The sequence below is a fragment of the Pseudomonas morbosilactucae genome (assembly GCF_023241715.1).
GTDB lineage: Bacteria > Pseudomonadota > Gammaproteobacteria > Pseudomonadales > Pseudomonadaceae > Aquipseudomonas > Aquipseudomonas morbosilactucae.
In genome coordinates, this window is record NZ_JALQCW010000092.1 from 58,172 (window position 1) to 76,964 (window position 18,793).

At 62.9% G+C, this 18,793-nt stretch carries 19 protein-coding genes; 11 read left to right on the top strand and 8 right to left on the bottom strand.

Going from position 1 to position 18,793, the window contains the following annotated elements:
• Positions 1-58 precede the first annotated feature (58 nt).
• Entirely contained in the window at positions 59-985 is a 927-nt protein-coding gene (locus M1B34_RS30440) for a DUF808 domain-containing protein (RefSeq protein WP_123330211.1), read from the bottom strand.
• Positions 986-1,121: 136 nt separating this feature from the next.
• Here M1B34_RS30440 and M1B34_RS30445 point away from each other — a divergent pair, with 136 nt between their 5' ends.
• Complete coding sequence (locus M1B34_RS30445; protein ID WP_268267053.1) at positions 1,122-1,730, top strand: TetR/AcrR family transcriptional regulator; 609 nt, start codon at positions 1,122-1,124, stop codon at positions 1,728-1,730.
• A 57-nt stretch (positions 1,731-1,787) separates the two neighbouring features.
• Here M1B34_RS30445 and M1B34_RS30450 read toward each other — a convergent pair whose 3' ends face one another.
• Positions 1,788-2,228 carry a GlcG/HbpS family heme-binding protein gene (locus M1B34_RS30450; RefSeq protein WP_123330207.1) on the bottom strand — a complete coding sequence of 147 codons (441 nt, stop codon included), beginning with the start codon at positions 2,226-2,228 and terminating at the stop codon, positions 1,788-1,790.
• Positions 2,229-2,494: 266 nt separating this feature from the next.
• On the opposite strand from M1B34_RS30450, the gene gcl reads away from it, so the two are divergent.
• The 8 genes from gcl (at position 2,495) to M1B34_RS30490 (ending at position 11,874) form a co-directional block, all read left to right on the top strand.
• Positions 2,495-4,270 (top strand): glyoxylate carboligase, encoded by a 1,776-nt coding sequence (gene gcl, locus M1B34_RS30455; RefSeq protein WP_123330205.1) that lies wholly within the window; start codon positions 2,495-2,497, stop codon positions 4,268-4,270.
• Positions 4,271-4,332: 62 nt separating this feature from the next.
• Positions 4,333-5,115, top strand: a complete 783-nt coding sequence (gene hyi, locus M1B34_RS30460) for a hydroxypyruvate isomerase (RefSeq protein ID WP_123330204.1) — start codon at positions 4,333-4,335, stop codon at positions 5,113-5,115.
• Between the two features lie 121 nt (positions 5,116-5,236).
• The gene (locus M1B34_RS30465) at positions 5,237-6,127 is read left to right on the top strand and encodes a 2-hydroxy-3-oxopropionate reductase (protein ID WP_123330202.1); all 891 of its coding nucleotides are present in this window, start codon (positions 5,237-5,239) and stop codon (positions 6,125-6,127) included.
• Between the two features lie 139 nt (positions 6,128-6,266).
• Positions 6,267-7,547, top strand: coding sequence for a glycerate kinase type-2 family protein (locus M1B34_RS30470; protein ID WP_268267054.1), 1,281 nt, complete (start codon positions 6,267-6,269; stop codon positions 7,545-7,547).
• A complete protein-coding gene (pyk, locus tag M1B34_RS30475) occupies positions 7,537-8,952 on the top strand; it encodes a pyruvate kinase (protein ID WP_268267055.1) in 1,416 nt (471 codons plus the stop codon). The genes M1B34_RS30470 and pyk overlap by 11 nt, the downstream gene beginning before the upstream one ends.
• Positions 8,953-9,015: 63 nt before the next feature.
• On the top strand, positions 9,016-9,936 hold the full coding sequence (locus tag M1B34_RS30480; protein ID WP_268267056.1) for an urea transporter: 921 nt from the start codon (positions 9,016-9,018) through the stop codon (positions 9,934-9,936).
• 21 nt (positions 9,937-9,957) lie between these two features.
• The gene (locus M1B34_RS30485) at positions 9,958-10,782 is read left to right on the top strand and encodes an ion transporter (protein ID WP_268263359.1); all 825 of its coding nucleotides are present in this window, start codon (positions 9,958-9,960) and stop codon (positions 10,780-10,782) included.
• Positions 10,783-10,872: 90 nt separating this feature from the next.
• Positions 10,873-11,874 (top strand): sulfate ABC transporter substrate-binding protein, encoded by a 1,002-nt coding sequence (locus tag M1B34_RS30490; RefSeq protein WP_123330192.1) that lies wholly within the window; start codon positions 10,873-10,875, stop codon positions 11,872-11,874.
• Positions 11,875-11,940: 66 nt separating this feature from the next.
• On the opposite strand, the gene M1B34_RS30495 is transcribed toward M1B34_RS30490, so the two are convergent.
• Together M1B34_RS30495 and M1B34_RS30500 are read right to left on the bottom strand one after the other, a co-directional pair.
• Positions 11,941-12,390 (bottom strand): RidA family protein, encoded by a 450-nt coding sequence (locus tag M1B34_RS30495; protein ID WP_123330190.1) that lies wholly within the window; start codon positions 12,388-12,390, stop codon positions 11,941-11,943.
• A gap of 136 nt (positions 12,391-12,526) precedes the next feature.
• On the bottom strand, positions 12,527-13,156 hold the full coding sequence (locus M1B34_RS30500; RefSeq protein ID WP_268267057.1) for a DUF5666 domain-containing protein: 630 nt from the start codon (positions 13,154-13,156) through the stop codon (positions 12,527-12,529).
• Between the two features lie 257 nt (positions 13,157-13,413).
• Between M1B34_RS30500 and M1B34_RS30505 the strand changes: the two genes are divergently transcribed.
• Both M1B34_RS30505 and M1B34_RS30510 read left to right on the top strand, forming a co-directional pair.
• Positions 13,414-14,616, top strand: coding sequence for an MFS transporter (locus tag M1B34_RS30505; protein WP_123330186.1), 1,203 nt, complete (start codon positions 13,414-13,416; stop codon positions 14,614-14,616).
• A gap of 92 nt (positions 14,617-14,708) precedes the next feature.
• The gene (locus M1B34_RS30510; protein ID WP_268267058.1) at positions 14,709-15,590 is read left to right on the top strand and encodes a LysR family transcriptional regulator; all 882 of its coding nucleotides are present in this window, start codon (positions 14,709-14,711) and stop codon (positions 15,588-15,590) included.
• Between the two features lie 56 nt (positions 15,591-15,646).
• Here M1B34_RS30510 and M1B34_RS30515 read toward each other — a convergent pair whose 3' ends face one another.
• From M1B34_RS30515 to M1B34_RS30530, 4 genes are all read right to left on the bottom strand, one after another.
• On the bottom strand, positions 15,647-16,777 hold the full coding sequence (locus M1B34_RS30515) for a hypothetical protein (RefSeq protein WP_268267059.1): 1,131 nt from the start codon (positions 16,775-16,777) through the stop codon (positions 15,647-15,649).
• A gap of 106 nt (positions 16,778-16,883) precedes the next feature.
• A complete protein-coding gene (locus tag M1B34_RS30520) occupies positions 16,884-17,285 on the bottom strand; it encodes a hypothetical protein (protein WP_123330179.1) in 402 nt (133 codons plus the stop codon).
• A 13-nt stretch (positions 17,286-17,298) separates the two neighbouring features.
• Positions 17,299-18,504, bottom strand: a complete 1,206-nt coding sequence (gene ccmI / locus M1B34_RS30525) for a c-type cytochrome biogenesis protein CcmI (protein ID WP_268267060.1) — start codon at positions 18,502-18,504, stop codon at positions 17,299-17,301.
• Positions 18,501-18,793: cytochrome c-type biogenesis protein (locus M1B34_RS30530; RefSeq protein ID WP_268266823.1), on the bottom strand; the 293-nt coding region annotated here is incomplete at its 5' end. The genes ccmI and M1B34_RS30530, both read right to left, overlap by 4 nt.

Consider the following 18,793-nt stretch of genomic DNA (forward strand, 5'->3'; position numbering starts at 1 on the left):
CCGCCCACAAAAAAAGGCCATTCGAGCAACTCGAATGGCCTTTTTTTTGGGGCAAGGCTTAGGCCTTGGCGCCCTTGACCAGCTTGCCCACCAGGCTGACCACCACCAGTACCGCGGCACCGGCGATGATGCCGGCTACAGCGTTGATCAGGGTGGGCAGCACCAGCGCAAAGCCGCCGATCAGCGGTGTGCTGTGCTCGGTAACGCTCTCGATCCAATGGTGAGCCGCCGGCACGCCGTGGGTCAGGATCCCGCCACCGACCAGGAACATCGCGGCCGTGCCAATCACCGACAGGCTTTTCATCATGTAAGGCGCCGCCCGCAGGATGGCGCCGCCAATGCTTCTGGCCACCTGCCCGGGCTTTTGGGTCAACCACAGCCCCAGGTCATCCAGCTTGACGATACCGGCCACCAGGCCGTAGACGCCGATGGTCATGACAATGGCGATCCCCGACAGCACCACCACCTGCTGCATCAGCGGCGCATCGGCAACGGTGCCCAGGGTAATGGCGATGATTTCCGCCGAAAGGATAAAGTCGGTGCGCACAGCGCCCTTGATCTTGTCCTTTTCAAACGCCACCAGGTCCGTCGCCGGATCGGCAACGGCCTCGATCAACTGATCGTGGTCGGCCTGGTCTTCGTCCTTGCTGTGCAAAAACCGGTGGGCGAGCTTTTCAAAACCTTCGAAACACAGGTAGGCGCCACCGATCATCAACAGCGGCGTCACCAGCCAAGGGGCGAACGCACTGATGGCCAGCGCCGCCGGCACCAGGATCAGCTTGTTGAGAAACGACCCCTTGGCCACGGCCCAAACCACGGGAATCTCACGCTCGGCACGAACCCCAGTCACCTGTTGGGCATTGAGTGCCAGGTCATCACCCAGCACCCCGGCAGTTTTCTTGGCTGCCACTTTGGTCATCAACGCCACATCGTCGAGTACTGCGGCGATGTCGTCGATCAGTACCAGCAAACTGCTTCCTGCCATGAATCAGGTTCCCTTCAGAGATAAATTCCGCGCAGCATACCGTGGCTTCAGGCACCGTGGGGGGCATTCTTGAGCGCCGTGTAACGCCGGTGCTACCATGCGCAACCGCCAGAACAGGCAAGGAATCCCCTGGTTTATGAGCACCATCCGCGAGCGCAACAAAGAACTGATCCTGCGGGCTGCCAGTGAAGAATTTGCCGACAAGGGTTTTGCCGCGACCAAAACCAGCGATATCGCAGCCAAGGCGGGGCTGCCCAAGCCCAATGTCTATTACTACTTCAAGTCCAAGGAAAACCTCTATCGCGAGGTGCTGGAAAGCATCATCGAGCCGATTCTCCAGGCCTCCACGCCCTTCAACGCCGATGGCGAACCCAGTGAAGTGCTCAGCGGCTACATCCGCTCTAAGATTCGTATCTCCCGCGACCTGCCGTTTGCCTCAAAAGTGTTCGCCAGCGAAATCATGCACGGCGCGCCGCACCTGAGCCCCGAGCAGGTGGAACAACTCAACGCCCAGGCCCGGCACAACATCGACTGCATCCAGACCTGGATCGACCGCGGCCTGATCGCTGCGATCGACCCCAACCACCTGATGTTCAGCATCTGGGCCGCGACCCAGACTTACGCCGACTTCGACTGGCAGATTTCCGTGGTCACGGGCAAGGCCAAGCTCGATGAATCCGACTACGAAGCCGCCGCGCAAACCATCATCCGCCTGGTGCTCAAAGGCTGCGCCCCGGACCAGTAACCCCCGAACCCAACCCGCCCACTCCGACCGGAGTGGGCACGTCCAGCCGCTAGCCCCTCAAGCACTCACCCCCGCATCCGCCCACAAACCCTGGGCCTCGATGGCGCTGATCGCGCATTGCTCGTCAATGTCCGAGGTGTCGCCACTAATACCGATCGCCCCAATGACCGCCCCGGCCTGATCGCGGATCAATACGCCCCCCGGCGCCGGCACCACACTGCCCTGCCCGAGGCTGTTGAGCGCGGCGATAAACGCCGGCCGCTGCTGAGCATCCAGCGCCAGCAAACGCGAGCCCTTGCCCAGGGCAATCGCGCCCCAGGCCTTGCCTACCGCAATCTGCGGCCGCAGCAAACTGGCCCCGTCTTCTCGTTGCAACGCCACCAGATGCCCACCGGCATCCAGCACCGCGATAGTCAGTGGCGCCGCAGCGATCTTGCGCCCGGCGACGATGGCCTGAGTGGCCAGGTTGACTGCGACTTTCAAGGTTAAAGCGCTCATGGGTGCCGTCCTTATCTTGTTATTGAGAACGTCTGCGGAAGCTTCTTGATAAGAAGTCCAATGGCACAAATAGAACACAATGAATTATTATTTTGTATACAATATTTTTGACAAATCCTGTCATCCGACGAAAAACCCCCTGCATATGGGCCTTCCGTCGAAAGCATCAGCGGCTTGAGAAAATGGATTGACCTGCGCAGCCAGCCGTGAATACACTTTGCGCAAAGCCACTTGTATACAATTACAAAACCTAAGAGGCACAAACCATGAGCAAAATGAGAGCAATCGAAGCCGCCGTTCTGGTGATGCGCCGCGAAGGGGTCGATACCGCTTTTGGCATCCCGGGTGCCGCCATCAACCCACTGTATTCGGCACTGCAGAAAGTCGGAGGCATCGATCACGTCCTCGCTCGCCACGTTGAAGGCGCCTCGCACATGGCCGAGGGCTACACCCGCACCAAGGCCGGCAACATCGGCGTATGCATCGGCACCTCCGGCCCCGCCGGCACCGACATGGTCACCGGGCTGTACAGTGCCTCGGCCGACTCGATTCCCATCCTTTGCATCACCGGCCAGGCCCCTCGCGCCCGGCTGCACAAGGAAGACTTCCAGGCCGTGGACATCACCAGCATCGTCAAGCCGGTGACCAAATGGGCGACCACCGTCCTCGAGCCGGGCCAAGTGCCCTACGCCTTCCAGAAAGCCTTTTATGAGATGCGCTCCGGCCGCCCAGGCCCGGTGCTGATCGACCTGCCGTTCGATGTGCAAATGGCGGAAATCGAATTCGACATCGACGCCTACCAGCCCCTGCCCCTGGCCAAACCTTCGGCCACTCGGATCCAGGCAGAAAAAGCCCTGGCCCTGCTGGACCAGGCCGAGCGTCCCTTGCTGGTGGCCGGTGGCGGCATCATCAACGCCGATGCCAGCGAGCTGCTGGTGGAGTTCGCCGAACTGACCGGCATCCCGGTCATCCCGACGCTCATGGGCTGGGGCACCATTCCGGACGATCACCCACAAATGGTGGGCATGGTCGGCCTGCAAACCTCCCATCGCTACGGCAACGCCACCCTGCTCAAGTCCGACGTGGTCCTGGGCATCGGCAACCGCTGGGCCAACCGCCACACCGGCTCGGTAGAGGTTTACACCGAAGGCCGAAAATTCATTCACATCGATATCGAGCCGACCCAGATTGGCCGCGTCTTCACCCCGGACCTGGGCATCGTCTCCGACGCAGGCTCGGCCCTGACCGTGCTCCTGGAAGTGGCTCGTGAATGGCAAACCGCCGGCAAGCTGAAAAACCGCAGTGCCTGGCTGCAGGATTGCCAGCAGCGCAAGGCCAGCCTGCACCGCAAGACCCACTTCGACAACGTGCCGGTCAAGCCACAGCGGGTCTACGAAGAGATGAACCAGGTGTTCGGCAAAGACACCTGCTACGTCAGCACCATCGGCCTGTCGCAAATCGCCGGGGCGCAGTTCCTCCACGTCTACAAGCCGCGTCACTGGATCAACTGCGGCCAGGCCGGCCCGTTGGGCTGGACCATTCCAGCAGCCTTGGGCGTGGTCAAGGCCGACCCGAGTCGCAAGGTGGTGGCGCTGTCCGGCGATTACGACTTCCAGTTCATGATCGAAGAGCTGGCTGTCGGCGCGCAGTTCAAGCTTCCGTACATCCACGTCGTGGTGAACAACTCCTACCTAGGGCTGATTCGCCAGGCCCAGCGCGGTTTCGACATGGACTACTGCGTGCAGCTGTCTTTCGACAACCTCAATGCCCCGGAACTCAACGGTTATGGCGTCGACCACGTCGCGGTCGCCGAAGGCCTGGGTTGTAAGGCCCTGCGGGTGTTCGAACCGAGCGAAATCCAGCCGGCCCTGCGCAAGGCCCAGGAAATGCTCCAGACCTTCAAGGTGCCGGTGGTGGTGGAGATCATCCTCGAGCGCGTCACCAACATCTCCATGGGCACCGAGATCAACGCCGTCAACGAGTTCGAAGACCTGGCGTTGGTGGGCAATGACGCCCCGACTGCGATCTCCCTGCTGGACTGACCATTCGCCATTGATCGTTCCCGGGGCACGCCGGGAACGACGCTGTTAACAGGAGCCCCCCCATGCCGCGTTTTGCCGCCAACCTGTCCATGCTGTTCACCGAACAGGACTTCCTGGCCCGCTTCGAAGCTGCCGCCAACGCCGGCTTCAGCGGTGTCGAATACCTGTTCCCCTACGAATTCAACTCCGCCGAGATCAAGGCCCAACTGGATGCCCATGGCCTGACCCAGGTGCTGTTCAACCTGCCGGCCGGCGACTGGGCCAAGGGTGAGCGCGGAATCGCTTGCCTGCCGGACCGGGTCGAGGAGTTCCGTGGCGGGGTCGACCTGGCCATCGCCTATGCCAAGGTCCTGGGCAACACCCAGATCAACTGCCTGGCCGGGATCCGCCCACAGGGCATCGACGATGCGACCCTGGAAAAGACCTTCGTCGCCAACCTCAAGTACGCCGCCGACAAGCTGCAGGCCGTCGGCATCAAGCTGGTGATGGAAGCCATCAACACCCGCGACATTCCCGGCTTCTACCTGAACAACACCGCCCAGGCCCTGTCGATCCGTGAACAGGTGGGCAGCCCCAACCTGTTCCTGCAGTACGACATCTACCACATGCAAATCATGGAGGGTGACCTGGCCCGGACCATGGCCAATCACCTGGGCGAAATCAACCATATCCAGCTGGCGGACAACCCCGGGCGCAACGAGCCGGGCACCGGTGAAATCAACTACCGCTTCCTGTTCGAACACTTGGACAAGATCAATTACCAGGGCTGGGTCGGCTGTGAGTACAAGCCGTTGACCACCACTGAAGCAGGCCTCGGCTGGCTGAAAACCCATAACGCAATCTGACTCCCACCTGGTAGGAGCCGTATCGCCGGCGAAGAGGCACTTAAGCCCTGCACGGCCATCAAGACCGCTATCGCTGGCAAGCCAGCTCCTACAAGGTCCGCCTGACTAGAGGATTTTTATCATGGCTAAAATCGGATTTATCGGCACCGGCATCATGGGCCTGCCCATGGCGCAGAACCTGCAAAAAGCCGGGCACAGCCTGTTCCTGTCCGAGCATTACGGCACCGCACCGGCCGAACTGATCGCCGCCGGCGCCGTGGCCTTGGCCAACCCGAAGGAAGTGGCCCAGGAAGCCGAATTCGTCATCATCATGGTTCCCGACACCCCCCAGGTGGAAGACGTTTTGTTGCGTGCCGACGGCGTAGCTGCCGGGATCGGCAAGGGCAAGATTGTCATCGACATGAGTTCGATTTCCCCAACGGCGACCAAGGCGTTTGCCGCTCAGATCAACGAAAAAGGCGCGCAATACCTGGACGCTCCGGTATCCGGCGGTGAGGTCGGGGCCAAGGCCGCGACCTTGAGCATCATGGTCGGCGGCGACAGCCAAGCCTTCGAACGCGCCCTGCCGTTGTTCCAGAGCATGGGCAAGAACATCACCCTGGTCGGTGGCAACGGTGACGGCCAGACCGCCAAGGTGGCCAACCAGATCATCGTCGCCCTGAACATCCAGGCCGTGGCCGAAGCACTGCTGTTCGCCGCCAAGAACGGTGCCGATCCGGCCAAGGTGCGTGAAGCCCTGATGGGCGGGTTCGCCTCGTCGAAGATCCTCGAAGTCCACGGCGACCGCATGATCAAGGGCACCTTCGATCCGGGCTTCCGCATCAGCCTGCACCAGAAGGACCTCAACCTGGCCCTGGCCGGCGCACGGGAACTGGGGGTCAACCTGCCCAACACCGCCAACACCCAGCAAGTGTTCAGCACCTGCGCGGCCATCGGTGGCAGCAATTGGGACCACTCGGCACTGATCAAGGGCCTGGAGCATATGGCGAATTTTTCGATTCGCGATAAATAACCCCGCCACGCCCTCCCCTCTGTAGGAGCCCGGTGTGCCGGCGATGAGGCCAGTTGCATTTGCACAAGGCTTGAGGCCGCCACCGCCGGCAAGCCGGCTCCTGCACTTCCAATAATAAGAATGCCCCGGGAGCCCGCTTATGTCGGTCGATCCACAACAATTCCTTCGCGAGCTTTTCGATACAGCCATCGACGCCGCCCACCCGCAACACGTCCTTGAAGCCCATCTACCCACTGATCGCAGCGGTCGGGTGATCGTGATCGGCGCAGGCAAGGCCGCTGCCGCCATGGCCCAAGTGGTGGAACGCTGCTGGCAGGGTGAAGTCTCAGGGCTGGTGGTCACCCGCTATGGCCACGGCGCCCCCTGCGAAAAAATCGAAGTGGTGGAAGCTGCCCACCCGGTTCCCGACGCCGCCGGCCTGGCGGTCGCCACCCGAGTGTTGCAGATGGTCAGCGGCCTCAGTGAAAGCGATCGGGTGATCTTTCTCCTGTCCGGTGGCGGCTCGGCCTTGCTGGCCCTACCCGCCGCCGGCATCACCCTGGCGGACAAGCAGGCAATCAACAAGGCCCTGCTCAAATCCGGCGCCACCATCGGCGAGATGAATTGCGTGCGTAAGCACCTCTCGGCGATCAAGGGTGGCCACCTGGCCAAGACCTGCTGGCCCGCCACGGTGTACACCTACGCCATCTCCGATGTGCCGGGCGACCTGGCCACCGTCATCGCCTCCGGCCCCACCGTGGCCGACCCCAGCACTTCGGCAGAAGCCCTGGCGATCCTCAAACGCTATGCCATCGAGGTGCCGGCAGCCGTGCGCAACTGGCTACAGAGCCCCGAGTCGGAAACCGTCAAGCCCGGCGACCCGAGCCTGGCCCGCAGCCACTTCCAGTTGATCGCCAGGCCCCAGCAGTCCCTGGAGGCCGCCGCCGTCAAAGCCCGCCAGGCCGGCTTCAGCCCGCTGATCCTCGGCGACCTGGAGGGGGAATCCCGGGAAGTGGCCAAGGTGCACGCCGGTATCGCCCGCCAGGTTCTGCTGCACGGCCAACCCCTGGCCGCCCCCTGCGTGATCCTCTCCGGCGGCGAAACCACCGTCACCGTGCGCGGCAACGGCCGGGGCGGGCGCAATGCCGAGTTTCTCCTGAGCCTGACCGAAAGCCTCAAAGGCCTGCCCGGGGTCTACGCCCTGGCCGGCGACACCGATGGCATCGACGGTTCCGAGGACAACGCCGGCGCCCTCATGACCCCCACCAGCTACGCCCGCGCCGCCGCCCTGGGCCTGAGCGCCAGTGACGAACTGGACAATAACAACGGCTACGGCTACTTCGCCGCGCTCGACAACCTGATCGTCACCGAGCCAACCCGCACCAACGTCAACGACTTCCGCGCCATCCTGATTCTTGAGAGCCTTGCACATGACGCCTGATAAAAAGGTCAAAATCCTCGCCACCCTCGGCCCGGCCATCCAAGGCATCGACGATATCCGCGACCTGGTGAAGGCCGGGGTCAACATCTTCCGCCTCAACTTCAGCCACGGCAGCCACAGCGACCACGCCCTGCGCTACCAATGGATCCGTGAAGTCGAGCAGCAACTGAACTACCCCCTGGGCATCCTCATGGACCTGCAAGGTCCGAAACTGCGGGTCGGCACCTTTGCCGCCGGCAAAATCCAGCTGGTGCGCGGCCAAGCCCTGCGCCTGGACCTGGACGACACCCCCGGTGACCAGGTCCGAGTCAGCCTGCCGCACCCGGAAATCATCGCGGCTCTGGAGCCCGGCATGGACTTGCTGCTGGACGACGGCAAACTGCGCCTGCGGGTGGTTGCCAAGCACGCCGACGCCATCGACACCACCGTGCTCAACGGCGGCGAGCTGTCGGACCGCAAAGGCGTCAACGTCCCTGAAGCCCTGCTCAACCTCAGCCCGCTGACCACCAAGGACCGTCGCGACCTGAGCTTCGGCCTGGAACTGGGGGTGGACTGGGTGGCGCTGTCATTCGTGCAGCGCCCGGAAGACATTCACGAAGCCCGTGCCCTGATCGGCGACAAGGCCTTCCTGATGGCCAAGATCGAGAAGCCGAGCGCCGTCACTCATCTGCGGGAAATCGCCGCCCTGAGCGACGCCATCATGGTGGCGCGGGGTGACCTAGGGGTGGAAGTGCCGGCCGAGAGCGTGCCGCAGATTCAGAAAAACATCATCAGCACCTGCCGCCAACTGGGCAAACCGGTGGTGGTCGCCACCCAGATGCTGGAGTCCATGCGTTTTTCCCCGGCACCGACCCGTGCCGAGGTCACCGATGTGGCCAACGCCGTGGCAGAGGGCGCCGACGCGGTGATGCTGTCGGCGGAAACCGCCTCCGGCGAATACCCGCTGGAGGCCGTGCAGATGATGAGCAAAATCATTCGCCAGGTGGAGGGCGGCCCGGACTACCAGAATCAATTGGACGTCAGCCGGCCCCAGGCCGAGGCCACCGTGTCCGACGCCATCAGCTGTGCGATCCGTCGCATCAGCAGCATCCTGCCGGTGGCGGTGCTGGTGAACTACAGCGAATCTGGCGCCTCCAGCCTGCGCGCAGCACGGGAACGACCACGGGTGCCGATTCTCAACCTGACGCCCAACCTGTCCACGGCCCGCCGCCTGACCGTGGCCTGGGGTGTGCACTCAGTGGTCAACGACCGGCTGCGACAGGTGGATGAGGTGTGCTCCACGGCCTTGGAAATCGCCCAGGCCCAAGGCCTGGCCAAACGCGGCGATACCTTGCTGATCACCACGGGCGTGCCCTTTGGCCAGCCGGGCTCGACCAATTCGCTGCGGATCGAAACCCTGATCTGAACCCCATGCCACCCCCCGCCACGGCATCAGGCCGCGGCGGGGGGTGATCGATCGAAGCCTTACATGCCCGCCAAGACGTTCAACCACCATTGCCCCGACTGGGCCGAAGCCTTGCTCAACGGTTTCAGCCAAGTGTTTTTGCAACGCCACCCCTTTTTCGGCCTGCTGTGTTTGCTGGCCATCCTGATGGCGGCTCCCACGCTGCTGGGCGGAGCCCTGCTCGGCGCGGTGGGCGGCCTGCTCACCGCTCAGTGCCGGGGCTATGCCAAGGCCCATCGGCAAGCCGGGCTGTTCAGTTACAACGGCATCCTGCTGGGCTTACTGCTGAGCCAGCAACTGCCCTGGTCGCCCTTGTTGCCGCCGCTGATCATCGCCAGCTCGGGCCTCAGCGCAATCCTCACCCAGCAATGGCTCAAGCGGGCCCGCCCATCAAGCCAACTGCCGGCCTACACCGCGCCCTTTGTCGGGCTTGCCTGGTTACTGCTGACCCTGAGCGAGCCAGCCTTGCCCTACTCAGCGGTACCCGTCAGCGTCGCCGCGGTCGACTGGCTAGGGGCGGTCTTCATGGGCTTTGGCCAGGTGATGTTTCTCGACCAGCCCCTGGCCGGCGCCTTGATTGCCAGCGGCTTATGGGTGGCCAACCGCCGCGCCGCAACCTGGGCCCTGGCGGGCTCCGTGGCCGGCCTTGCATTCACCTGGCTGCACCACGAAAACGCCAGTGCCTTGCAGGGCCTGGGCGGGTACAACAGCGCCCTGGCGGCCTTGGCCCTGAGCCAAGTAACCCGCCGCCCCTGGCTGCCACTGCTGGGCATTGCCCTGGCATTGCTGGTCACCCCGGGCTTCAGCAGCCTGGGCCTGCCCACCCTGACCGCACCTTTTATCCTCGCCTGCTGGCTGGCACGTGCCGGGGCCCGTGTGCTGCAACAAGCAGCCCGTGACAGTGCGCCTTGCGCAACCCGGGGCAATCCCCCTAGGCTTCGCTGATCTTCGACTCAGGCAGGCCCAATGGACAGCAGCGACACCTGGCGGCAACGCCTCTATGTGATGATTTTCCAGACCGATACCGTGGCCGGACGACGCTTCGACAGCAGCCTGTTGCTGATCATTCTCGCCAGCCTGGTGATCGTGATCCTCGACAGCATCGACGAGGTGCATCGCAATTACGCCGGGGTGCTGGCAGCGATCGAATGGGGCTTCACCCTGATCTTCCTCATCGAGTACGGCCTGCGCCTGTACTGCTCGCCCAAGCCCCTGCGCTACGCCTTCAGCTTCTATGGGCTGGTGGACTTGCTGGCGATCGTCCCCGGGATCCTCGCCCTCTACTACAGCGACGCCCAGTACCTGTTGATCATCCGGGTGATCCGCATGCTGCGCATCTTCCGTGTGCTCAAGCTCGGCCCCTACCTGAAACAGGCCCACTACCTGCTGGACGCCCTGCGCGGCAGCAAGCAGAAGATCCTGGTGTTCCTGCTCAGCGTCTGCACCCTGGTCACGGTGTTCGGCACCCTGATGTACGTGGTCGAGGGCCCGGAACACGGCTTCACCAGTATTCCCAAGGGCATCTACTGGGCCATCGTCACCCTGACCACCGTCGGTTACGGCGACATCGTGCCCAAGACCATCCTCGGGCAGATCATCTCCTCCATGGTGATGATCACCGGTTACTCGATCATCGCCGTGCCCACTGGGATTTTCACCGCCGAACTGGCCAATGCCATGCGCGGTGGCCAGCTCAAGCACGACTGCCCGGTGTGCCAGAAAGACAACCACGAACAACAGGCGGCGTTCTGCTCTCGATGCGGTAATGCGCTGTTCAAGAAAACGGCATAAGCAAAGTGCTTTTTAATCTTTAAAGACCTATAGCGCCCCGGCTATAGTCGGCGGCAAATTGCCTTCACTCTCGAATAAAAGGAATGTGCAGTGAAAAAACTCGTTAGCGCCTCACTCCTCGCCGCCGGCCTGGCCCTGGGCAGCGTCGCCCAAGCGGCACCGACCCTGCTGAACGTGTCCTACGACGTGATGCGCGATTTCTACAAGGACTACAACGCGGCCTTCCAGAAACACTGGCAAGCCGAGCACAAAGAGAACATCACCCTGCAGATGTCCTTCGGCGGCTCCAGTAAACAGGCGCGCTCAGTGATCGATGGCCTGCCGGCCGACGTCATCACCATGAACATGGCGACCGACATCAACGCCTTGGTGGACAACGGCCAACTGGTGCCCGACAACTGGGTCACCCGCCTGCCGAACAACAGCGCGCCGTTCACCTCCGCCACGGTGTTTATCGTGCGCAAAGGCAACCCCAAGGCCCTGAAAGACTGGCCGGACCTGCTCAAGGATGGCGTGCAAGTGATTGTGCCCAACCCGAAAACCTCGGGTAACGGCCGTTACACCTACCTCTCGGCCTGGGGTTATGTGCTGAAGAACGGCGGCGATGAGAACAAAGCCAAGGCCTTTGTCGGCAAGCTGTTCAAGCAGGCGCCCGTGCTGGATACCGGCGGCCGCGCCGCCACCACTACCTTCATGACCAACCAGATCGGCGACGTACTGGTGACCTTCGAAAACGAAGCGGAAATGATTGCCCGGGAGTTTGGTCGCGATCAGTTCGAAGTGATCTACCCAAGCGTCTCCGCCGAAGCCGAGCCGCCCGTGTCAGTGGTCGACAAAGTGGTGGACAAGAAAGGCACCCGCGCCGCTGCCGAGGAATACCTGAAGTACCTGTGGTCGCCTGAAGGCCAGGAAATTGCCGCCAACAACTACCTGCGCCCACGGGACCCGAAAGTCCTGGCCAAGTACACCGACCGCTTCCCGAAAGTCGACTTCCTCTCGGTGGAGAAAACCTTCGGCGACTGGCGCAGCGTGCAAAAGACCCACTTCAATGATGGCGGGGTCTTCGACCAGATCTACGGCGACGCCAAGTAAGCGCAGTGACAAAAAAAGCGACCTTGATGGTCGCTTTTTTTATGCCTGCCGCTTGAGACGCAAGGGCTAGAGGCCCACCACCGGGCTCAACAGCGCCGCCTCCTGGGCCGGTTGCTGCTCCGGCAACATGGCTTCGGCCTCGACCTCGATCAGCCACTCGGGTAACGACAGGCCACTGACGATGATCCAGGATGAGGCCGGAGGGTCGTTGGGAAAACGCTGGAGCAGCACTTGGCTGATCCACTCCTGCTGGTCGCGGGCCGCTTCGGCAATGTAGATCCTCAGCATCACCACATGACTCAGTTCACCGCCCGCCTGGGCCAGCACCCGCTCGATATTGTCAAACGCCTGTTCGGTCTGCTCCCGCAGCCCGGGGCCGACAGTGGATTCGTGTTCGTCGACACCGACCTGACCGGACAGCAGCAAGCGCCGACCGCCACGCACCTCGACAGCCTGGCTGAAACCGTATTGCAGCGAGTTGAAAACACTTGGCGGATTGAACGTGGATTTTTGCATGGAGCCTCCTGGCCTATAGGGCGACAGAAAACCCTAAACCAAGCCCGCCCGGAGTTCCATCGAAAGGCCATCACCGCAACACTTGGTAATGCAACGACACATCCCTACACCGTAAAAGACGTGCACAGCCCAGCCGTCACATCGGCGGCGTCACCCCGTCCTTGCCGGCCGAGATCGATTGCGCGGTCAAGGTACCGTCGGCACTTTGGGTCACGAACATGACCACCTTGACCCCGGCCTTCAGCAGGCCGCGGTCACCTGGGGTCAGATTGACGATGGGTACATCGTCCGGCACCAGGATTTTCTGCTGGCCGCCCTTGTAGTTCACAGTCAGGGTGCGGCCGTTGCTCACCACCAAGTCACCAACGCTGCCATTGGTCATGCTGCTGCCTTTGACCAGGTCGAACGGGCGATGCCCTTCACCGGTGCCGGCCATTTGCGGCGGGAACACATGAACTTCCAGGGCCTTGAGGGTGCCGTCGGCCATGGGCACAGCGGCCGAACCGATGTAGCTGCCGGGCTTGATGTCCTCGATATTGGCCAAGGTCACGGCACGCACCTGGGTCTGGGGCGTCAATTGGATGGTGGCGCTCTCACCGCTGCTGGCCTGCACCCGCAACGTGTCACCGTTGACCGCAGTGATTTCCCCACGCACGCCCATGCGCATGCCCGGGGCGTCCTGGGCCTGGGCCGTGCCCAAGGCCGCCAAGGTGATGAAAGACAGGGCTTGAACGCCCCTGAGCAGACAACGAACAGACCGATTCATGGGGCAGGTTTCCTCTGAGGACAGCGTGCAAAGGCAGGCACGCCGAAGGCCGTGAAAAACGTAAGCACGCTATCGAAGCAGATGTAAGTAAATGTATCATCAGAGCCTGACGTCGGTCGCCCCTTCAACCCGCCGCTTGACCCGCGCCGAGCGTTTATTCCCAGCGGGAATAAATACTATTGCCCTGCCCTCTCTACCGCGCCATGGGCTCGCCTCTTAACCTCGCCCACATCCTTTTCGCCGCCAAGAGAACCGCGATGACTTCCACCACCCAAGCGCTGCACGCTGCCAGCACGACAATGACCCGAGGCATGGTGTTGCTGTTTGCCTTTTGCTGCGGCGCCATTGTTGCCAACATCTACTACGCCCAGCCGATCATCGAGTTGATTGCGCCGGATGTCGGCCTGTCCAGCACCCTGGCCAGCCTGATCGTGTCCCTGACCCAGATCGGTTACGCCCTGGGCCTGTTTTTCCTGGTGCCCCTGGGCGACCTCCTGGAAAACCGTCGCCTGATGATCACCACCACCCTGGTGGCCATCGCCAGCCTGCTGTGGGCCGCGTTCACCACCACACCCAATGCCTTTCTCCTGGTTTCGCTGCTGATCGGGTTCAGTTCGGTGTCGGTGCAGATCCTCATTCCCCTGGCCGCCCACCTGGCGCCAGCCGAATCTCGCGGCCGCGTGGTGGGCGGGATCATGGGCGGGCTGCTGCTGGGGATCCTCCTGGCGCGGCCGGTGTCCAGCGTGGTGGCCGACCACTTCGGCTGGCGCACGATGTTTATTGCCGCCGCGGTGTTGATGGCCGCCATCAGCCTGGTGCTGGCCCTGACCATGCCCAAGCGCCAACCGGATCACAGCGCCAGCTACGGCCAGTTGCTGCGCTCCCTGGGCACCTTGCTGCGCCAACAGCCGGTACTGCGCCAGCGGGCGTTCTATCAGGGCTGCATGTTCGCTGCCTTCAGCCTGTTCTGGACCGCCGCGCCTCTGGAGTTGGCGCGCAATCACGGCCTGTCCCAGACCCAGATCGCCATCTTCGCCCTGGTGGGTGCCATCGGCGCCATTGCCGCGCCCATCAGCGGCCGTCTGGCGGATGCCGGCCACACCCGCATTGCCTCGTTGCTGGCCATGCTGTTCGCTGCCTTGAGCTTTCTTCCGGGCCTGGTGCATCCGGCCTATAGCGTGATCGGCCTGGCGGTGAGCGGCGTGGTCCTGGACTTCTGTGTACAGATGAACATGGTGCTCGGCCAACGTGCGGTCTACGCCCTGGACGCCCAGAGTCGCAGCCGCCTCAACGCGCTGTACATGACCAGCATCTTTATCGGCGGCGCCTTCGGCTCATCCATCGCCAGCGCGGTCTACGAACGTGGCGGCTGGCTGGGGATCATGCTGGTGGGCAGCCTGTTTCCATTGCTGGCCTTGTTGCGCTTCCTGGCGGTACGCGAACGCAACGCCCACGCCTGACCCACAAGGTTGTAGCTGGATTGCCAGTTGCCGGCCACACACGGCGGGGGTACAACAAGTGCCCTCGCCCACTGCCCCTTCAAGGACTTCCCATGGACCGCCTCGCCGCGATGGAAACCTTCGTCATGGTGCTGGAAACCGGCTCGTTTTCCGCCGCCGCCCGGCGCTTGAACATCGGTCAGCCTGCCGTTTCGAAAAGCATCGCGCAGTTGGAAGCCCACTTGGCCGTGCGGCTGTTGCTGCGTTCCACCCGCGGCCTGACCCCAACCGAAGCCGGCCTGGCGTTTTTTGAACGGGCCAAACGCACCCTGGAAGAAGCCGATGAAGCGGAGAGCGCCGCCCGGGGCTCGGCCGCCGGGTTGCGCGGCACCCTGCGCATCGGCGCTGCAGTGACCTTTGCCCGGCTGCACATCGTTCCGCACCTGGGGCCCTTTCTGGACCGGCATCCGGAACTGGACATCGACATCGTGCTGGACGACAGCAACATCAACCTGGTGGAAGCGGGTATCGATGTGGCCCTGCGCATGGGCACCCTTGAGGATTCAGCGCTGACCGCGCGCCAGATCAGCCAGTGTCGTCGATTGCTGCTGGCCACCCCGGACTACTTTGCCCGGCACGGCGAGCCCGAAGCGCCCAGCCAATTGCCGCAGCACCCGGCCATCATCTACAGCCTGGGCGGTGGCGCACACTGGTCCTTCACCCGCGGTGAAGAACAGCAGTCGGTGGGGCTCGCCGGCAGAGTGCGGGTCAATGCCGCAGAAGCCATGCGTGCGGCGGTGCTGGCCCATCAGGGGCTGGCCGTGGCCTCAGAGTGGATGTTCGCCCCGGAGCTGGCCAATGGCGCCGTTCGGGCAGTGCTCACGGACTGGCAACTGCCGCCGCAAAAACTCTGGGCGGTGTTCCCCACCGGAAGGCAGGCCAGCGCCAAGGCGCGGGCCTTTGTCGACTACGTCGAAGGGCTGCTGGGGCGCTGAGCGCCTTGCCGGCGCGCCCCTGACGAGCGGGCAGACTCACCAGCAAAGCAACCTGACTAGATGTGCTCGCGAATCAGCACTTCGGTCTTCGATTCCTCGCCCCACTGGCGCAGCCGCTTGATCAAATCCGGGTCGTTTTCGCCCACGAGGTAAAGCACCTCCATCGACTGGCCGGCTGCCCACTCAGCAAACCCGCAATGCTCGAAGTCTTCGAGGCGCACCAGTTGGAACTCACTTTCACAGAAGCCCGGCGCGACGAACTCATTGCTGCCCCGCCCGCTGTTCAACGCAATGAAATCACAGGTCATGTGCACCACGCCCCAGTCGGCCTTGCGCCAACTGCCCAGGGCGTGGGTGAAGCGCTTGCGCGCCACATCGGTAAACCCGAGGCTGTCCACCACGACGCGCTGGTTAACGATGAGCCAGAACTTACGCTGTTTCGGCGCCTTCAATTGGATCTCGCCGGTGACTTTGGATGCGCGCAAGGCCAGGGCAATCACCACCAGCAAGGGCGCGAAGTAGCTGAAAAATGTCTCGAACCGAGTGGGTTGGATCAGGGTCGCGAACGTGTCCACCTGCGTGCGCCGTAACTCACGCTCCTTCTCGGTGTCCTGCAACGCGGTGAGCCAGTCCTGCACCGGTTTGGCCGAGTACTCGCTAGCGATCCCTGGCAGATCTGCCAGCACCTTGAGAACCGAAAGCTCCGACAGCGGTCGGGCCAAGCCTGCATAACGCTCGCACAGGCGGCCGACCTGCTCTGCATCGGCGGGCTCGTAACGCGTCGCGGCCGACGCACACGACTCGGGGCTCAGCAGGTCGTTGATCTGCGCCTTGAGGCTTTTTTCAATGGACTGGTAGGCGCCCTGCGCCAGCGTGTGGTCCGACTCGAACCAGGACGTGCGCACGACCTGGGTCTGCCCGATCAACGCCAACGAGGCGAACAGCAGCCAGACGTAATCGACCCGCTTCCACCACACTTCGTCCCGTGGGCGGCAGGCGATGAATAACCAGCAAAACAGGTAATAGATAAAGGCGAACAACGCCACCAGGCACAAGGGCTCCAGCGACAGGTAGATCAGGCCGGGGGTCTCGATACCGCCCAGGTAGTACAAAACAATAAAAAACAGGCACACATACAGCGCAATCAGCATTCGCGCCAAATACGCCTTGTTGGGTTTTTTCTTCATCAGGTGCTCAGACAACGATGCTCAGGGACATCCCGCTGTATCGGCCAGCGGGCTAAGTGCTTGAACAATGAGCACTATCGTCACCAGACGGGGCAACAGCCGTCACTTATTGGAACTGTCGACCCAAGCCTGACGGGACACCATGGACGTCGGTCTCTTCCCAAGGGCCGTCCGGGCTGATGGAGCGGCTCCAACCGTTGTTCCAGCGGTAATAGGTGCGCTGGCGATAGAAGGTATTGCTCTGGCCGTCCAGCACGTAGACGCCCAGGCGCCCGTCCCAATGGCTATTGCCGCCAGGCGGTGGGGCAAAGCTGGCGGACGTGCGTGGCACGGGCTTGGCTGGACGGTTGGGCGTCGCCGGCGTGCCGGGCGCGGTGGAGGGCTGGGGCCGGCTGCTGGGGACCGAAGGCGGAATGGGTTCGGAGGTGGTTTGCACCGGCCGCTGGACCGTACATGCACTCAACCCCAGGACCAGTGACAACAGGGTGATACGAGTGATGGCGGTCATGGCGGCTTCTCGCTTATTGGTCAGGGCTGTCGATGGTCAATTGCTGTTGCGCGGTGGTGCTGCTGGCCAGGGGCTTGCTGCGCCCTACCCACTCACCGGCGGTCGGTTGGCCGGCGCGGGATACCCGAGCAACCAGTTGGACTTCAGGGAAGTTCGACAGTTTCAACTGCGGCATCATCGCGTCGGCATCACCCAATTCGACGGTGGCCGGCAGGTCGGCCACGGTCAGGCGCTTGGCCGCCAATGGCGCAGGCGGCCCCTGAGTGGCGCGGGCGAAGATAAACACGCTATCACCCGGCTGGACCTTGGCCTTGAGTTCCGCCGCCAGGTCGACCCGCACCTTGAGCAATGCCGCCTTGGCAGTGGCCACCGGTGCCTGGGCCACCTTGCCGCCGTTGGCCACCAGCCTCTCGCTGGCCCGCTCGATGCCGCCTTGCAGGGCAGCACGGGAATTATCGTCCGCCGGCAGTTGGGCCAGCAGGCGCGTCCAGTAATCAATGGCCTCCTGATAACGCTGCCCTTCGAAGGCGGCGATGCCCAGCAGGCCGAGACTGGTGACCTCCTTGGGATCCGCCTTCAGGGCTTCGTCGGTCAGGGCCTGGACCTTGTCCGACCATTGCTTGTTATCGGCAAAGTACTGGGCCTGGGCCCACTGCCCCAACAGCTCCGGCTGACGCCCGGCCAGGGCCACAGTGCGTTCGAAGATCTTCGCCGCATCCGCTGGACGGTCCTGGGCCATGTAAGTCCGCCCGAGGAAGTACAAGCCCTCGGCTGAATCCGGTTGCGCGGCCACGGCGCGCTCCAGGCGGCGGGTCATCTCTTCCATGGACTGCGGCGCCTGGGCAAATTCCCGGGTCAGCTCGACTTTGTCGCTGGCACCAAAATGCAGGTACAAACCCAGGCCCAGCACCGGCACCAAAATCGCCGCCAGCAGCGGCAAAGGCTTGCCCAATCGGGACACCCGGGCCGGCGCCAAGCCTTCGGTATCGGCCAGCAACTCGCGCGCTGCTTCGGCACGGCCACTGTCCATCTGCTCGGCATTCAGCACGCCCTCGGCCTGCTGGCCCTGCAACTCGGCCACGCGTTCTTGATAAAGCGCCACGTTGAGCGCGGTACGATCCTCTTCACGCTGGGCACGGCGTACACGCAAGATGGGGATCAACAGAAAACTCAGGGCCACCAGGAGCAGCAGGCCTGCAGCAAGCCAGAAATCAATCATTCGCGGTCTTTTTCCAACAGTTGGTCGAGGCGCTGGCGCTCGTCGACAGATAGCGTGTTCGGGCTGTCGCTGCGCTCAACGCGCCGACGCCGGACGATCACGGCAATGATCAGCACACCGCCCAGCAACAGGCCGGCGGGACCGAACCAGAGCAAGGCGGTTTTTCCGGTGAGGGCCGGCTTGTAGCGAACGAAGTCGCCATAGCGGTCCACCATGAAGTCGATGATCTGCTGGTTGTCCTTGCCCTCGCCAAGCATGCGGAAGATTTCTTTGCGCAGGTCAGCGGCGA

Bases quoted from the DNA above. Each gene is read 5' to 3' on its own strand.
- M1B34_RS30440 (WP_123330211.1), bottom strand. From the start codon at position 985: ATGGCAGGAAGCAGTTTGCTGGTACTGATCGACGACATCGCCGCAGTA.
- M1B34_RS30445 (WP_268267053.1), top strand. From the start codon at position 1,122: ATGAGCACCATCCGCGAGCGCAACAAAGAACTGATCCTGCGGGCTGCC.
- M1B34_RS30450 (WP_123330207.1), bottom strand. From the start codon at position 2,228: ATGAGCGCTTTAACCTTGAAAGTCGCAGTCAACCTGGCCACTCAGGCC.
- gcl (WP_123330205.1), top strand. From the start codon at position 2,495: ATGAGCAAAATGAGAGCAATCGAAGCCGCCGTTCTGGTGATGCGCCGC.
- hyi (WP_123330204.1), top strand. From the start codon at position 4,333: ATGCCGCGTTTTGCCGCCAACCTGTCCATGCTGTTCACCGAACAGGAC.
- M1B34_RS30465 (WP_123330202.1), top strand. From the start codon at position 5,237: ATGGCTAAAATCGGATTTATCGGCACCGGCATCATGGGCCTGCCCATG.
- M1B34_RS30470 (WP_268267054.1), top strand. From the start codon at position 6,267: ATGTCGGTCGATCCACAACAATTCCTTCGCGAGCTTTTCGATACAGCC.
- pyk (WP_268267055.1), top strand. From the start codon at position 7,537: ATGACGCCTGATAAAAAGGTCAAAATCCTCGCCACCCTCGGCCCGGCC.
- M1B34_RS30480 (WP_268267056.1), top strand. From the start codon at position 9,016: ATGCCCGCCAAGACGTTCAACCACCATTGCCCCGACTGGGCCGAAGCC.
- M1B34_RS30485 (WP_268263359.1), top strand. From the start codon at position 9,958: ATGGACAGCAGCGACACCTGGCGGCAACGCCTCTATGTGATGATTTTC.
- M1B34_RS30495 (WP_123330190.1), bottom strand. From the start codon at position 12,390: ATGCAAAAATCCACGTTCAATCCGCCAAGTGTTTTCAACTCGCTGCAA.
- M1B34_RS30500 (WP_268267057.1), bottom strand. From the start codon at position 13,156: ATGAATCGGTCTGTTCGTTGTCTGCTCAGGGGCGTTCAAGCCCTGTCT.
- M1B34_RS30505 (WP_123330186.1), top strand. From the start codon at position 13,414: ATGACTTCCACCACCCAAGCGCTGCACGCTGCCAGCACGACAATGACC.
- M1B34_RS30510 (WP_268267058.1), top strand. From the start codon at position 14,709: ATGGACCGCCTCGCCGCGATGGAAACCTTCGTCATGGTGCTGGAAACC.
- M1B34_RS30515 (WP_268267059.1), bottom strand. From the start codon at position 16,777: ATGAAGAAAAAACCCAACAAGGCGTATTTGGCGCGAATGCTGATTGCG.
- M1B34_RS30520 (WP_123330179.1), bottom strand. From the start codon at position 17,285: ATGACCGCCATCACTCGTATCACCCTGTTGTCACTGGTCCTGGGGTTG.
- ccmI (WP_268267060.1), bottom strand. From the start codon at position 18,504: ATGATTGATTTCTGGCTTGCTGCAGGCCTGCTGCTCCTGGTGGCCCTG.